Raw genomic sequence first — 15,097 nt, forward strand, 5'->3', positions numbered from 1 at the left:
GAACAACAGACAGGGGAGTGAGTCTGCGTGGATCTGAAGGGCAAGAGGGTCACTGTCACTGGCGCTGATGGCTTCATCGGGAGCCACCTGGTTGAGGCGCTCGTCGCGCACGGCGCAACGGTGCGCGCGTTCGTCTTCTACAACTCGTTCGGCACGTGGGGATGGCTCGATACGCTGCCGAAGGAGTTCCTCGGCCAGGTCGAGGTCACGATGGGAGACGTCCGCGACGCCAACTTCGTGCGCGAGAGCCTCACGCGCGCCGACGCGGTCATGCACCTCGCGGCACTCATCGGCATCCCGTACTCTTACGTGGCGCCCGACACGTATGTGGACACGAACATCCGCGGCACGCTGAACGTCTTGCAGGCGGGCCGCGCACTCGATCTCGAGCGCATCATGATCACCTCGACCTCCGAGGTGTACGGCACCGCGCTGTACGCACCGATCGACGAGAAGCACCCGGTGCAGGGGCAGTCGCCGTACTCGGCGTCCAAGATCGCCGCCGACAAGATGGGCGAGTCGTTCTTCCGCTCGTTCGACGCGCCAGTCGTGACCGCGCGGCCGTTCAACACGTACGGCCCGCGCCAGTCGGCCCGGGCGATCATTCCCACGATCATCACGCAGCTGCTGGGTGGCGCCGAGACCATCCAGCTCGGCTCGCTCCACCCGACCCGCGACCTCAACTACGTGACCGACACGTGTGCCGGTATGATTGCGCTCACCGAGTGCGACGCGGCCATCGGCCGCGAGGTGAACATCGGCACCGGTCGCGAGATCACGGTGGGCGCGCTCGCCGAGGCGCTCATCGCCGCTGTCCGTCCGGGTACCGGTATCGTGAGCGCCGACGAGCGGCAGCGCCCCGAGAAGAGCGAGGTGGAGCGGCTGCTCGCGGACAACCGCCTGATCACGGAGATCACCGGCTGGGCGCCGCAGGTCACGCTCGAGGAGGGTCTGCAGCGGACCGTGGAGTGGTTCAGCGACCCCGCCAACCTCGCCCGCTATAAGTGGGGCATCTACAATGTCTGATCCCGCGCTCCGCTTCCTGTCGCTGTCGGTACCGGTGGTCACCGGCAACGAGCGCGCGTACGTCAACGACTGTCTGGATACCGGCTGGCTGTCCGGCGCGGGCGCCTACGTGGGCAAGTTCGAAGCCGCCGTGTGCGAACTCACCGGCGCGCGCTACGCGGTTGCATGCGCGAGCGGCACGGCCGCGCTCCACGTCGCACTGCTCATCGCGGGCGTCAGCCCCGGGGACGCGGTCATCGTCCCCACAGCCACGTTCATCGCCTCGGCGAACTCGGTTCGCTACTGTGGCGCCGATCCCGTGCTCGTGGGATGCGACGATCGCCTCGGCCTCGATCCGGCGCTGCTCGAGGAGTATCTGGCGACCAACCTGGATCCGGCCACCGGCACGGTGATCGACGCTGCCAACGGCCGGCCCGTGAAGGCGATCATGCCCGTCCACATCTTCGGCGATCCGTGCGACATGGAGCGGATCCTCGCGCTGGGCGAGCAGTACTCGATTCCGGTGATCGAGGACGCGACCGAGAGCCTGGGCTCCCGCTTCACGGAAGGGCCACTTGCCGGGAAGGCCACCGGCCCGCTCGGCTTCGCCGGCACGTTCTCCTTCAACGGCAACAAGATCATCACCACGGGCGCAGGCGGCATGCTCGTCACCAACGATGAGGCCGTAGCCGCCCGCGCCCGCTACCTCTGCTACCAGGCCAAGGACGATGCGCTGCGCTACGTCCACGGTGCGGTGGGCTTCAACTACGCCATGAGCAACGTCGCGGCGGCCATCGGTCTCGGGCAGATCGAGCAGCTTCAGGAGAAGATCGAGGTCAAGCGCGCGAACCGCGCCCGCTACGTGGCCGGCTTTGCCGGAGCGCCAGGCCTGCGTTTCCTCGAGGCGCCCGCCGGGACCGACCCGAACTGCTGGTTCTACACGCTGTTGGTGGAGCCGGACGAGTTCGGCATGGATCGTGAGGAGCTGATGAACCGGCTCACCGAGGCGGGGATCCAGACCCGCCCGCTGTGGCTGCCCGTGCACATGCAGGTGCCGTATGCAGGCTGTACTGTCGTGGGCCCTGAGCGTGCGGTATGGTACTGGGAACGGATCCTCAACCTGCCCTGCACGAGCGATCTTGTCGCCGACGACGTCGACCGGGTCGTGCAGGCCGTTCGTTCGTTGTACAGGAGCTAGCCCGTGCATCCCCAGTTGACGGACATCACCGTTTCGCCGGACATCATGATCGTCGACGCGCTGCGCGTCCTCGACGAGACGGGTGGCAAGATCCTGATCGCGGTGGAGGGCGGCGCGCTGGTGGGCGTACTCACCGACGGTGACATCCGGCGGCACATCCTGGCGGGCAAGACGCTCACCGAACCTCTATCGGCGGCGATGAACCGCGACCCGGTGCGCATCGGGTCAGGCGCCTCCGAGACTGAGGTCCGCGACCACATGATGGCGCGCCGCGTGCACTGCATGCCCGTGGTGGAAGCCGACGGCTCGGTGGTCGACGCCGTGTGGTGGGCCGATGTCTTCGCCGACCCGGTGGGAATGCCCCGCACGCCCGCGAACGTGCCCGTTGCGATCATGGCCGGGGGAATGGGCACCCGACTCGACCCGTTCACCCGCATCCTGCCCAAGCCGCTCATCCCCGTGGGCGACAACCCGGTGCTCCGACTGATCATGGATCGGATGCACGACCAGGGGTGCACGCGGTTCCTGGTCTCGCTCAACTTCAAGGCGAGTCTGATACGTGCGTACTTCAGTGACGAGGACCTGCCGTACCCGCTCGACTTCTTCGACGAGGGCGAGCCGCTTGGCACCGCCGGGAGCCTCTCGCTCATGGCCGCCTCGCTCGGCGAGACCTTCATCCTCACCAACTGCGACAACATCATGGACATCGAGTTAGCCGACCTCGTGAAGCAGCACCGGGAGGCGGGGAACCTCATCACGCTCGTCGCGTCGATGAAGCATGTGGTGCTGCCGTACGGGATCATCGACGTGGGTCCCGGCGGCGCGCTCGAGGCGCTTCACGAGAAGCCGCGGTACGACCTGCTGGCCTCCACCGGCATGTACGTCATGGAACCCGGGGTACTCGATCTGATCGTCCCCGAGGAGCGCACCGACGCGACCGATCTCATCGCACGGGCCATGAATGCCGGCTCGCGCGTGGGCGTGTACCCGATCCCCGAGAGGCTCTGGCTCGACGTCGGCCAGCTGGAGGAGCTGCAGTTCGCCCTCGACCGACTGGGAATCCGGTGAGCGGGCCGCGGATCATCGCCGAAGCCGGCGTGAACCACAACGGATCGCGCGAACGTGCCCTGGAGATGGTGGACGCGGCGGCTGCGGCCGGCGCGGACGTCGTCAAGTTCCAGAGCTTCGACCCCGTGTCGCTCGTCTCCGCAGGTGCGGTGAAGGCCGACTACCAGGAGAAGCAGACCGGCTCGGGCACACAGCTCGACATGCTCGCCGCCCTCACGCTCGACGAGGCCGCGCATGCGGCACTGCTTCGGAGGTGCGCCGAGCGAGGCATCGCGTTCCTCTCGACCCCCTTCGACGTGCGGAGCGTCGGTCTGTTGGCCTCCCTCGGCGTGCGCGAGTACAAGCTGCCCTCCGGTGAGATCACCGATCTGCCCGTCCTGCGGGCGGTCGCCGGTTTCGCCGAGAGCGTGCTGCTCTCAACCGGTATGGCCACGCTCGAGGAGATCGGCGCGGCGCTCGACGCACTCGAGGCCGCCGGACTACCGAGGGACCGCGTGACGCTGCTGCACTGCACCACCGAGTACCCGGCGCCCATCGACGAGGTGAACCTGCTGGCGATGCGCGAGCTCGCCGACACGTTCGGCGTTCCCGTGGGCTACTCGGATCACACCGAGGGGATCGAGGTGGCGATCGCCGCCGCCGCGCTCGGCGCTGTCGTCATCGAGAAGCACTTCACGCTCGACCGGACGTTGCCGGGGCCCGATCATGCGGCAAGCATCGAGCCCGATGAGCTGGCCGCGCTCGTCTCGGCCACCGCGAAGGTCGCCCGCGCCCTCGGCACGGGGCACAAGGCACCCACACCCTCGGAGTTGCGGAACGCGCCGGTGGTGCGCAAGAGCATCGTCGCGGCGCGCGCTATCGAGGCGGGCGAAGCGTTCACCGCGGAGAATCTGACCGCCAAGCGGCCCGGCACGGGTCTGAGCCCGATGGTGTGGGACTCGGTCATGGGGCGCGTCGCTGCGCGGCGCTTCGAGGCGGACGAGGCGATCGAACTGTGAGCATCCGGGTAACGCTCGTCACCACCAGCCGGGCCGACTACGGGCTGCTCTACCCGCTCATGATGCGGCTGCGCTCCGATGCGCGATTCGCGCTCAGCGTGGTGGTCACTGGCGCGCATCTCGCCGAGGAGCACGGCCTCACCGTGCGCGAGGTCGAGGCCGACGGCATGCCGATCTCGCATCGTGTGGTGCTGCCCGCCGGTGATGACAGCCGCGGCGCGACGGCCCGCGCGATCGGCGCCGCCGTTCCCGCGCTCGCGGCCGCGTTCGAAGAGAGCGTGCCCGATCTCGTGGTGCTGCTCGGCGACCGCTTCGAGACGTTCTCGGCGGCCACCGCGGCGCTCGTGCTGGACGTCCCCATCGCGCACATCCACGGTGGCGAGGTCACCCTCGGCTCGCTGGACGACCCGTTCCGGCACGCGATCACCAAGATGTCCACGCTGCACTTCACGGCGGCCGAGGAGTATCGCCGTCGGGTCGTGCAGATGGGCGCTCCGGGTTTCGCGGTCTTCAACACCGGCGCCCTGGCGGTCGACAACGTCGTCGGCACCGAGTTCCTCACGCCCGAGGTGTTCGCCGGGTCGTTCGGTGTGGTCTGCGACGAGACCACACTTCTGCTCACGTTCCATCCCGTTACGCGCCTCGGCGATTCGACCGCCGAGGCCGATGAGTTGCTCAGGGCGCTCGACTCTCTGCCGCGCTTCCGCGCGCTGTTCACCACGCCGAATGCGGATGCGGGCGGGCGCGCACTGCTCGCGCGGCTGGAGGCGTTCCGCGACGCGCATCCCGGGCGCGTGGACATCGTGACCTCGCTTGGGCGCGTGGGCTATCTGTCGGCGGCGAAGAACGCGGCCGCGGTGGTGGGCAACTCCTCGAGCGGGCTCATCGAGGTGCCCGCACTCGGCGTGCCGAGTGTGGACATCGGCACGCGGCAGGCGGGGAGGGTCCGCCCGGAAAGCGTGATCCACGCCGATCCGGACGCCGCTAGCATCGCCGCGGCCATCGAGCGGGCCACCTCTCCCGAGCATCGTGCGTTCGCACGCACCGCTCCCAATCCCTACGGCGACGGGCACGCTGCGGAGCGCATGGCTGAACTGCTCGCCGATCGCGCGCTGGTTGCGCGTGCGCGCGAAGCCGGCTTCAGCGATCTGGAGTTTGAAGGACCGCACGATCGAGAAGAGGTCTGATGAGCGATCCGACCACCTACGAGGACCTGTTCAGCTGCGCCGGGCGCACCGTGCTCGTGACCGGCGGCGCCGGGCTGCTCGGCCGCGAGGTCTGCGCTGCCTTGCGCGCATGGGGTGCGGACGTCTGGATCGCGGACGTGATGGCGGATGCGGGCGACGACCGCGCCGTGGTACTCGACATCACCTCGGAGGAGTCCATCGCCTCGGTCTACGACCATGTGATCGCCACATCGGGCAGCCTGGACGTGCTCGTGAACTGCGCGTACCCCCGCACCGGCGACTGGGGCGAGAAGCTCGACACGGAGTCGCTGGATTCGTGGCGCGAGAACCTCGACAGCCACCTCGGCGGCTACTTCGCCACGTCCCGCGAGGCGGCACGCCGCATGGCCGAAGCGGGCGGCGGCGCCATCATCAACTTCGCCTCGATCTACGGGGTCGTCGGGCCGAGCTATGAGGTCTATGACGGCACGTCGATGACGATGCCCAGTGCGTACGCGGCCATCAAGGGCGGGATCATCGGCATCACCCGTCTGCTTGCTACGTATTACGGGCCGAGCGGTGTGCGCTGCAACTGTGTTTCGCCGGGCGGCGTCGAGGACCGCCAGGCCGAGGCGTTCGTAGAGCGCTATGCGACGCTCACGCCCCTCGGCCGGATGGCTAAGCCGCGCGACATCGTGGGTGCGGTCGTCTTCCTGGCGTCCGATGCGGGCGCGTACGTTACCGGGCAGAACATCATCGTTGACGGCGGGTGGTCGGCGCGATGAGCGTGCCGGTGCCCGAGCGCGTCTGTGTGGTCGGCAGCGGGTCGATCGCCCAGCGTCACGTGCGCAACTTGCTCGCGATGGCTGTGAGTGAGGTCGTCGTGGTGACGGCGCGCGACGTCTCGGAGGTTGAGGAGTTCGGCGACCCGCGCGTGCGCGTGGAGCCGGTGATCCCCGCCAACTGCCCGCGCGTGGCGATCGTGGCGAATGCCACGGATCTGCACGTCGCCACCGCCCGCGCGCTCGTGGCCGCGGGTGCGCATGTGCTCGTGGAGAAGCCGGCCGCCGTCGGGCCTGGAGACGATCTCAACGCCCTTTGCGCCGAGGCCGAGGCCGCCGGCGCGACGGTACTCGTTGCCTACAACCTGCGCTTTCTCGGCGTCTTCCGGCGCATCGCGGAGCTGCTCGAGGGCGGCACGCTCGGACGGCGCCTCTTCGCGCGCATCGAGGTGGGGCAATGGTTGCCCGACTGGCGTCCAGATCGCCCGGTGACGGAGCTCTACAGCGCCTCGGCGGAGCGGGGTGGTGGCGTGGCGCTCGATCTGTCGCACGAGGTGGACTACCTGTACATGCTCTTCGGCCAACCCGTTGACTGGGTGACTCGAACTTCGCACACCAGGATCCTCGGCATCGACGCCCCGGACGTCTTCGACGGCGTCTATTCGTTCGATGACGGCTTCAGCTGCACCGTCCACATGGACTACCTGGAGCGCACGCCCCGGCGTCGTATCCGGTTGGTCGCATCGGCGGGCGTTATCGAGTGTGACATCATCGCCGGGACGCTCGCGGTCACTGCCGGCGGAAGCACCGTCATAGATGACGACCCGACGCTGTTCGATGCCCGGGGCAGCTACACCGCCGAACTCGAGGCGTTCTTCTCGGCGATTACAGGGCAGACCGTCGAAGGCGCGACGCTCCCGTCGCTCGAGGAGGCTGCGCGCGTCCTCGAACTGCTCGCGGACCGGAAGGCCTGCTGACATGACCGTGACCAACCCCTTGGCGGCCGATCTCGACCACGTCGTGGACTGCACCGGTGCGCTCTGGGAGCAGCTCAGGGGCGGCCGGCTGTTCATCACCGGCGGCACCGGGTTCGTCGGCCGCTGGATGCTCGAGAGCTTCGCGCGCGCGAACCGGGAGCTCGGGCTTGGCGCGCACGTCATCGCGCTCTCGCGCGACCCGGCGCGCTTCGCCGCGAAGGCTCCGCACCTTGTCGCCGATCCGGCGATCGAGTTCGTCGCGGGCGACATGCGCACGTTCGCGTTCCCCGAAGGCAACATCACGCACGTACTCCACATGGCCACCGAGACCAACCAGATCGCCGCGTCCGCACGGCCATCGCTCGAGTTCGACACCGCCGTGGAGGGCACGAGGCGCGTGCTCGCTCTCGCCGCGGAGCGCGGGGTGGCGGGCATGCTCTACACGAGCTCGGGCGCCGTCTACGGACGCCAGCCCTCCGATGTCACGCACGTGCCCGAGGACGCCGGGATCGCGCCCGTGCCGAACGACGTGGGTGCAGCGTATGCGCACGGCAAACGCGCCGCCGAGTTCCTGTGCGCGGCGGCTCATGCCGAGGTCGGCACGCCGGTGGCGATCGCACGGCTCTTCGCCTTCGTGGGGCCGCACCTGCCGATGGACGCCGGGTATGCGGTGGGCAACTTCATCCGTGACGCGCTCGCCGGAGCCCCGATCCGCATCGGGGGTGACGGCACACCGATGCGCTCGTATCTGTACGCCGCCGATCTCGCGTGGTGGCTGTGGACGGTCCTGCTCGCAGGCGCGCCGGCGCGCGCGTACAATGTGGGCTCCGATGCCGAGCTCAGCATCCGCGAACTCGCCGACACCGTGGCCCGCACGCTCGACGGCGCGGCCGAGGTGGAGGTCGCGAAGCAGCCTGTGGCGGGTGCGCCGCCGCGGCGCTATGTGCCCGACGTGACGCGCGCTCGGGAGGAACTCGGACTCGCACCGCTGGTGACTCTGGAGGACGGCATCGTGCGAACGGCCGCATGGTACCGCGCCACGAAAGGTGACTCACGATGATCGTTGCCGACTACATGTTCGAGAACCTCGCGTCCCGCGGAGTGAAGGACGTCTTCACGGTGGCGGGCGGTGGGATCATGTTCCTGCTCGACGCGCTCGGCAGGAGCGCCGACATCACCTACTGGGCGAACTCCCACGAGCAGGCATGTGCGATTGCCGCTGAGTCGTACGCGCGCATCACCGGTGACCTTGGCGTGTGCCTCGTGACGAGTGGCCCCGGTGCTACCAACGCGCTCTCGGCCATCCCCGGCGCGTTTGTCGACTCGGTGCCCGTGCTCGTCATCTCCGGGCAGGTCCGCACCAACCTGATCGCCGACTACGCCAAACACCGCCAGATCGGGCCGCAGGAGATCAACGTCATCGACATGGCGCGTCCAGTCACCAAGTACGCTACGACCGTCATGCATGCCGCCGACATCCCCGCCGAGCTCGAGAAGGCCGCGCGCATCGCCACTTCGGGCAGGCCGGGGCCGGTGTGGCTGCAGATCCCCCTCGACATCCAGTCCGCCGAACTCGATCCCGAGTGGATTACAGCGGCGGCGCATGCACCGGTGCCGGAGGCCCTCGAGCCCGGTACGAACGATCCCGCTTCGATCGGGCGCGTGGCAGAGCTGCTCCGCGGCGCCAGGCGTCCGGTGATCGTCACGGGCAACGGCATCCACATCGCACACGCCGAGACCGAGTTCGTGCGCTTCGCCGAGCACGTCGGCTGCCCCGTAGTGGCCACGATGGGCGGCATGGACCTGCTGCCGGAAGACCACCCGCAGTACCTCGGCCGCTTCGGCCCCACCGGCCAGCGCCGTGCGAACTTCACGCTCCAGAACGCCGACCTACTGTTGTGCCTCGGCGCGAGCATGGCCGTGAAGGACGTCGGCTTCGACACGAGCGGTTTTGCGCCGAAGGCGCGTCGCGTGATGGTGAACATCGAGGCCGAGGAGATGCGCAAGCCGCATTTCATCGCCGACGACGCCGTCCTGGCCGATGCCAAGTGGTTCCTGGACCGCTTCGTCGCCGAGGTCCCGGTGCACGACACTGCCTTCGATTCGCGCTGGCTCGAGGTGGCAGCCGCCTGGAAGCGCGACTACCCGATCGTCACCGACGATTACTACGAGGATTCCGAACACGTGAACACCTATGTGCTCGCCGCAGAGATCGGACACGCCTGCGAGCCCGGTGAGATCGTGCTTACCGGCAACGCCTCGGACGCCGTCTCGATCCATCACTCGTTCGCGGTCAAGCCGGGCCAGCGTGTCATCACCAATTACGGTTACGGTGCGATGGGCTGGGACCTGCCCGCCGCGGTGGGCGCGTGCATCGCGTCTGAAGGTGGCCGCACGGTGCTCGTGACCGGCGATGGCAGCATCCAACTCAACATCCAGGAGCTGCTCACCATCGGCCATAACTGCCTCAACGTGAAGGTGTTCGTCCTCAACAACGGCGGCTACGAGACGATCCGCGCCACGCAGACCAACTTCTTCGACGGCCGCTTCTACGGTTGCCATGCCGAGTCCGGCCTCGCCAACCCGCGTTTCGGCGCGCTCGCCGAGGCCTACGGCCTCAGGTACAAGCTGCTCTCGACCAACGACGATCTTGCCGACGGCATCGCCGAGGTCATGGCCGAGGACGGCCCGTGGCTCGTCGAGGCGAACATCGACTTCCTGCAGGAGAAGAAGCCCAAGACGGTCTCGCGCAGGCTCGAGGATGGGACGATGGTGTCGCCGTCGCTCGACGATCAGTACCCGTTCCTGCCGCGCGAGGAGCATGCCGCGGTGATGGGGCTCTTCAGTGACGAGTGAAGTCCAGCAGAGCGTGGATGCACCGGCTCCCGCCGGGAAGCCCCGCAATGCGACGATCGACGGCCTGAAGTACCTCGCCGCTGCCGGCATTGTGCTGCACCACGTGGCGGCGAACCCCGGAGGCAGGATAGCGACCTTCCTCATGGTGGCGCCGCTGTGGTCGCTCTTCTTCTTCTTCGCCGTATCGGGCTACTTCCACGGGGAGACCGGAGGCAGGGGAGGGCGCTGGTTGCTCCGGCGTATCACCCGCCTCGGTGTTCCCTACGCACTGTGGAGCCTGATCCTTGTCGCATGGAGTCAGCGCGAGGTGCTTCAGGGTGCGCCGTTCGCACTGCCCGAAATCACGAACGTGGTGTTCCTTGCAGGCGCCCACGGTATCCTGTGGAGCCTCCCGATGCTCATCTACTTCGCCATCGCGGTGGAGATTCTCGCCCGAAACGCGCTCATGCGACGGCTGCTCCTCGGGTTGTGCATTGCGCTGACCGTTGCGCTGTACTGGTCGCCGCTGTGGGAGACGGTGGCAACACACCCTCTCGCCAACTTCCTCCTCGCGCCGAGATGGCTCGTCGCGTACCTTGCAGGGATGGAGGTCAGGGCGAGCCGCCTGAGGCCGGCCCCCCGTAGTCTGCTGTGGCTTGCGCCCGCCGCGATGGTTGCCGTCGGGCTACTGCGACTTGGGTCGTCGTTGCTCGATCCACGTGTCCACACGACGCTCGAGACCACGCTGTGGATCGGCACCGCGCTCGCCATTCTGTGGGGCGCGCGCAACGGCCTTGCCTGGTTCGGAGTTGACCGACTCGCCTGGGGACGGGACTACCTCATCGGGGTGTACGTGACGCACATCCTGTGGCTGCAGTTCTTCTTCGCCATCGTGCCGTCATGGAAGGTGACGAGTATCGTGTGGGTCCCGCTCATGTGGGCCGCGGTCCTCGGTGCGGCGACACTCACGGTCTGGTTGCTACGTTCCAATCGTGTCACGCGCGTGATGGTCGCCTAAGACCACCGGAAGGACGTTGTGAAAAAGCTCGCCGACATCCAGAAGCTCAGGGCGTTCGCCATCCTTATGGTCATCCTCGGCCACACGGGTCTGAGCTTCCCGAACGCCCTCATACACGGCTACACGGGAGTCAGCCTGTTCTTCGTCATCTCGGGCTATGTCGTGACGCGCTCTATCATCCGGCGGCTGCCCGGTACGCGTGCCGCTCTCGATCGCGAGCACGCGACCTTCCTGAGGGACTTCTACCTGAGACGCGTCTTCAGGATCCTGCCCGTCGCCACGTTCTGGGTGCTCATCTCCATCGTCGTCGTGGCTGGTATCGCGATGATCGGCGAGGGCGTCGTGTGGCCGCTGCCGTGGACGCAAGAGGTCAAGTGGCTTCTGTCAGGCCTGTACAACTACCGGTTCGCCGCCGCAAGCACGTCGGGGATGTTCGGTCACTACTGGTCGCTCGCCGTCGAGATGCACTTCTACGTCCTGCTGCCCCTTCTGGTGTTAGCGGTGCGGAGCAAGAAGGCGCTCATCGGAGTCTGCGCGGCGGGCGTTGTGGCGGTATCCACGGTGTTCCGGGCGATGACGCCGTCGGCGGCCATCGGGTTCCTTACGCACACACAGGCCGACGCGCTGCTTATGGGAGTACTGATCTGCCTGCTCACCGATGCTGACGTGCCGCAGGCGCAGGCCCCGATCGCCGAGCGTAGGATCCCGATGTGGGCGAAGAACGGCATCATGCTGTCTCTTCTGGCGGCACTCTTCGTCCTTCCGTCGTACTTCGACGGCAGGTGGGATCCGATCTACAAGTACCCGGTCTTCACCGCGCTCGCGTCGTTGATCGTCTACCTGGCACAGCGGGACACCGGCTGGGTGCTTGGCGGCATGCCCGCCCTCGGGCGGCTCTTCTCGTATCTCGGCGACCGATCGTTCTCGCTGTACGTCAGTCATCCCATACTGTGGGTAGCGCTCATGCCGGTTGTGATGCGGCGGCTGGGCGATACAGTGCCGGCCTGGGTCACGACCACGGGGGCGGGTATCGCCATCCAGTTCGCGGTCATGTTGCTGGTGGCGCTTGCCGTTGCGGAAGCCTCGTACGCCCTCTTCGAGCTGCCCTACATCGACTACGGCAAGAGCGTCATCCGTCGCCTGCGCGAACGCGGGAACGCGGCCGCGCTCGCCGATGCCGGCGGGCATGGTTAGCGGGGTTTTCGCGCCACCACGATGATCGAGACGCCCCATGGCAGCCGCATGTGGCGCAGCAGCGCCATCTCGAGCCTGAACACGTGGTAGAAGGCGGCGTTGAGCGGACCCGGCGGCACCTTCTCGGTGGCTCCGCGCTTGCCGATGAGCTTCTCGGCCATGCGTTGCACCACGGCCAGTGGGAACAGCAGCGTGTTGAAGTACGACGCGCGCTCCACTTCGAGCCCTGCGGCGGTCACGGTCTGCTCGATCTCGAATCTGCGGTAGCGGCGCTGGTGCGCATTCAGCGTGTCGTGCGGTCCCCACAGCCATGCGAACGCCGGGACCGTAACGAGTGCGATACCGCCAGGCCGCAGCACCCGTGCTATCTCCAGCGCGGCAGAGATGTCGTCATCGAGGTGTTCGAGTACGTCCAGTGCCGTGACCACATCCTGACTCGCCGATTCGAACGGGAGTGGATCAGCCGTTCCTGCGATGACGTCAAGATGCCGCTGAAGGCACGTCTCCCGCGCTCCGGTGTCAGGTTCCACGCCACGGCAGCGGGTGTCGGGGAAGTGCTCACGCAGGTGGCATAGTGCCCCGCCCGTCCCGGCTCCGACGTCGAGCAGGTCGGCGATGTCGCCGTGCACGTGCAGCCTCAGTTGATCGGCAACGATTTCACGGCGTGCCCTGAACCACCAGTGGCGGTCTTCGAGTGAGCCGAATGATGCCAGGTAGGTCGGATCCATGCACGTCCCGTCTGCCGATGACTGCGGTCGCGTGGGGCGCCACGCCTGTGACACTACATGCCCGCGGTGGTGCAGTCCAGGTCGCGTCGGAGTACTGAGCGCCAAAGGATCAGTGAGCGTCGCATGCTATCGTATGCAGAGGTCTCGCCACGGTGCGGCGAGCGTGCGAACAGCAAGGAGACAGCTTGTCATCGGCCACCGCTAATCCGCTTCTTTCGGTCGTCGTACCGGTCTACGGTAGCGAGCAGATCCTGCCTCACACGCATCGCCGACTGACCGAGGTGCTGTCGACGATTCCGGGGCTCGATCACGAGATCGTGTTCGTGAACGACGGCAGTCCCGACGATGCGCTGCGCGTACTGCGCGAAATCGCGGCCATCGATCCCCGGGTACGTGTGGTCTCGCTGTCGCGCAACTTCGGTCATCAGGTGGCCATCTCGGCGGGACTCGATGCCGCATCGGGTGATGCGGTGGTCACCATCGATGATGATCTACAGGACCCGCCCGAGGTGATCGTCGAGATGGTCGAGCGCTGGCGTGCGGGTTGCGGCGTGGTGTACGGGAAGCGCGTCGAGCGCAAGGGCGAGGGATCGTTCAAGCGGGTCTCGGCAGCGCTGTTCTATCGGCTGCTGTCGTGGATGAGCGAAACACCGCTGCCGCTCGATGCAGGCGATTTTCGCCTGCTCGACCGCAAGGCGGCCGACGCGCTGCGAAGCATGCGCGAGGAAAGCCGATACATCAGGGGCATGGTGGCGTGGCTCGGTTTCGAGCAGTGTGCGGTGGAATACTCGCGCGACCCACGGTTCTCGGGCAAGGGCAACTACACCATGCGTAAGCTGCTCCGACTGGCGAGCGACGGCATCGTGAGCTTCTCGAGCAAACCGCTCCTGCTCGCTGGCCGATTTGGCGCTGCCGTCACCATCGTCGGGTTCCTCTACGGGATGTACCTCGTCGTGAACAAGATGGTGCACCCTGACGCCGTACTCCAAGGGTGGACTTCGGTAGTCCTCATCGTGCTCTTCCTCGGCGGCGTGCAACTCATGTCCATTGGCCTGCTCGGCTCATACATCGCGCGCATCTTCTACGAGACCAAGGGTAGACCGCTGTACTTCGTGAGCGAGTTGCACAACTTTCCCGCCGAAGAGGGCGAGAGCTGATGCCGCCTTCGCTTGAGCCGACCGGCGCGATGATGACCGGGCGGCAGTGTGTGGTCTTCGGCGGGTCGGGCTTCATGGGTTCGCACATCGTGTCCCGGTTGATCTCAGAGGGCGCATCGGTGCGGTCGCTGGACCTGGCGCCCTGCCCCGTTGCGGGAGCCGAGAGCGTGTGTGGGGACATCACCGATGCGGCGCTCGTGACCTCGGTTATCGAGGGCGTCGATCACATCTACTGTTTCGCGGGTGGGCTGGGTGCGCTGCGCTCGCTCGAAGAACCCGTGCGCGATCTGGAGACGAGCGCGGGTGCGCAACTCGTGTTGCTGGAGGCCGTGCGCGCGTATGCACCAGAGGCCAGTGTGGTCTTCGCGGGGTCGCGGCTCGAGTATGGGACACCTGAGCGTCTTCCACTCTCAGAGGATCACCCGCGGCGACCCTCGAATCCTTACGCACTTCACAAGGCGCTCTGTTCGGACTACTACCACCTGTACGCTCGACTCTATGGGCTTCACACGGTGGTGCTCCGGCTGCCAAACCCCTACGGGCCACACATCGTCGGAGGACCCGCGAACGCCGGATACGGGATTCTGAACCTCTTCGTGGACTGTGCGATCAGGTGTGAGCCAATCCGCCTCTACGGAGATGGCTCCCAGCTTCGCGACTTCGTGCACGTGGATGATGTCGTTTCGGCCGCTGTTGCCGCATCCCTCACTCCGGACGCCGGGGGGAGGGCCATCAACATCGGCTCTGGCGTCGGTACATCGTTGCTGGAAGCGGCGAACCTGGTCATGACAGTGTGTGGTAGCGGCACCGTGCTGACCGGAGAGCCGTGGCCGCTTGATGCGGCCTCCGTTGAAACGGGGGACTACTACTTCGACATCTCGATAGCCCGCGAGGTTCTCAACTGGGCCCCGACGGTGTCGCTTGAGCAGGGGCTGGCCACGCTCCTCGAAAGCGCCCGGTCGCGATGAATG

14 protein-coding genes are annotated in these 15,097 nt (G+C 67.0%); 13 read left to right on the forward strand and 1 reads right to left on the reverse strand.

Features of this window, described 5'->3' with window-relative positions; translation table 11 throughout:
- The first annotated feature begins 27 nt into the window (after positions 1 to 27).
- From Q7W51_06535 to Q7W51_06585, 11 genes are read left to right on the forward strand one after another with little or no spacing between them, the layout of a single operon-like run.
- On the forward strand, positions 28 to 1,026 hold the full coding sequence (locus Q7W51_06535) for a GDP-mannose 4,6-dehydratase (protein ID MDO8848024.1): 999 nt from the start codon (positions 28 to 30) through the stop codon (positions 1,024 to 1,026).
- The gene (locus Q7W51_06540; GenBank protein MDO8848025.1) at positions 1,019 to 2,203 is read left to right on the forward strand and encodes an aminotransferase class I/II-fold pyridoxal phosphate-dependent enzyme; all 1,185 of its coding nucleotides are present in this window, start codon (positions 1,019 to 1,021) and stop codon (positions 2,201 to 2,203) included. The genes Q7W51_06535 and Q7W51_06540 overlap by 8 nt, the downstream gene beginning before the upstream one ends.
- A 3-nt stretch (positions 2,204 to 2,206) precedes the next feature.
- Entirely contained in the window at positions 2,207 to 3,271 is a 1,065-nt protein-coding gene (locus tag Q7W51_06545) for a sugar phosphate nucleotidyltransferase (protein MDO8848026.1), read from the forward strand.
- On the forward strand, positions 3,268 to 4,269 hold the full coding sequence (gene neuB, locus Q7W51_06550) for an N-acetylneuraminate synthase (GenBank protein MDO8848027.1): 1,002 nt from the start codon (positions 3,268 to 3,270) through the stop codon (positions 4,267 to 4,269). Before Q7W51_06545 ends, neuB begins: the two co-directional genes overlap by 4 nt.
- Entirely contained in the window at positions 4,266 to 5,456 is a 1,191-nt protein-coding gene (neuC, locus tag Q7W51_06555; protein MDO8848028.1) for a UDP-N-acetylglucosamine 2-epimerase, read from the forward strand. The genes neuB and neuC overlap by 4 nt, the downstream gene beginning before the upstream one ends.
- Entirely contained in the window at positions 5,456 to 6,220 is a 765-nt protein-coding gene (locus tag Q7W51_06560) for an SDR family oxidoreductase (protein MDO8848029.1), read from the forward strand. The genes neuC and Q7W51_06560 overlap by 1 nt, the downstream gene beginning before the upstream one ends.
- Positions 6,217 to 7,194 carry a Gfo/Idh/MocA family oxidoreductase gene (locus Q7W51_06565; GenBank protein MDO8848030.1) on the forward strand — a complete coding sequence of 326 codons (978 nt, stop codon included), beginning with the start codon at positions 6,217 to 6,219 and terminating at the stop codon, positions 7,192 to 7,194. Before Q7W51_06560 ends, Q7W51_06565 begins: the two co-directional genes overlap by 4 nt.
- Positions 7,195 to 7,201: 7 nt before the next feature.
- A complete protein-coding gene (locus tag Q7W51_06570) occupies positions 7,202 to 8,254 on the forward strand; it encodes an NAD-dependent epimerase/dehydratase family protein (GenBank protein MDO8848031.1) in 1,053 nt (350 codons plus the stop codon).
- A complete protein-coding gene (locus Q7W51_06575; protein ID MDO8848032.1) occupies positions 8,251 to 10,050 on the forward strand; it encodes a thiamine pyrophosphate-binding protein in 1,800 nt (599 codons plus the stop codon). Before Q7W51_06570 ends, Q7W51_06575 begins: the two co-directional genes overlap by 4 nt.
- Positions 10,040 to 11,047, forward strand: coding sequence for an acyltransferase (locus Q7W51_06580; protein MDO8848033.1), 1,008 nt, complete (start codon positions 10,040 to 10,042; stop codon positions 11,045 to 11,047). Before Q7W51_06575 ends, Q7W51_06580 begins: the two co-directional genes overlap by 11 nt.
- A gap of 18 nt (positions 11,048 to 11,065) precedes the next feature.
- Positions 11,066 to 12,241 carry an acyltransferase gene (locus tag Q7W51_06585; protein MDO8848034.1) on the forward strand — a complete coding sequence of 392 codons (1,176 nt, stop codon included), beginning with the start codon at positions 11,066 to 11,068 and terminating at the stop codon, positions 12,239 to 12,241.
- Here Q7W51_06585 and Q7W51_06590 read toward each other — a convergent pair.
- Positions 12,238 to 12,969 (reverse strand): class I SAM-dependent methyltransferase, encoded by a 732-nt coding sequence (locus Q7W51_06590; protein MDO8848035.1) that lies wholly within the window; start codon positions 12,967 to 12,969, stop codon positions 12,238 to 12,240. The two genes, Q7W51_06585 and Q7W51_06590, sit on opposite strands and share 4 nt — an antisense overlap.
- Positions 12,970 to 13,154: 185 nt before the next feature.
- Between Q7W51_06590 and Q7W51_06595 the strand changes: the two genes are divergently transcribed.
- Both Q7W51_06595 and Q7W51_06600 read left to right on the forward strand, forming a co-directional pair.
- Complete coding sequence (locus tag Q7W51_06595; protein MDO8848036.1) at positions 13,155 to 14,126, forward strand: glycosyltransferase family 2 protein; 972 nt, start codon at positions 13,155 to 13,157, stop codon at positions 14,124 to 14,126.
- Complete coding sequence (locus tag Q7W51_06600) at positions 14,126 to 15,094, forward strand: NAD-dependent epimerase/dehydratase family protein (protein MDO8848037.1); 969 nt, start codon at positions 14,126 to 14,128, stop codon at positions 15,092 to 15,094. The genes Q7W51_06595 and Q7W51_06600 overlap by 1 nt, the downstream gene beginning before the upstream one ends.
- The last annotated feature ends 3 nt before the right edge of the window (positions 15,095 to 15,097 follow it).

It is taken from the genome of Coriobacteriia bacterium (assembly GCA_030652115.1).
In the GTDB taxonomy this organism is placed as follows: Bacteria; Actinomycetota; Coriobacteriia; order Anaerosomatales; family Anaerosomataceae; genus UBA6100.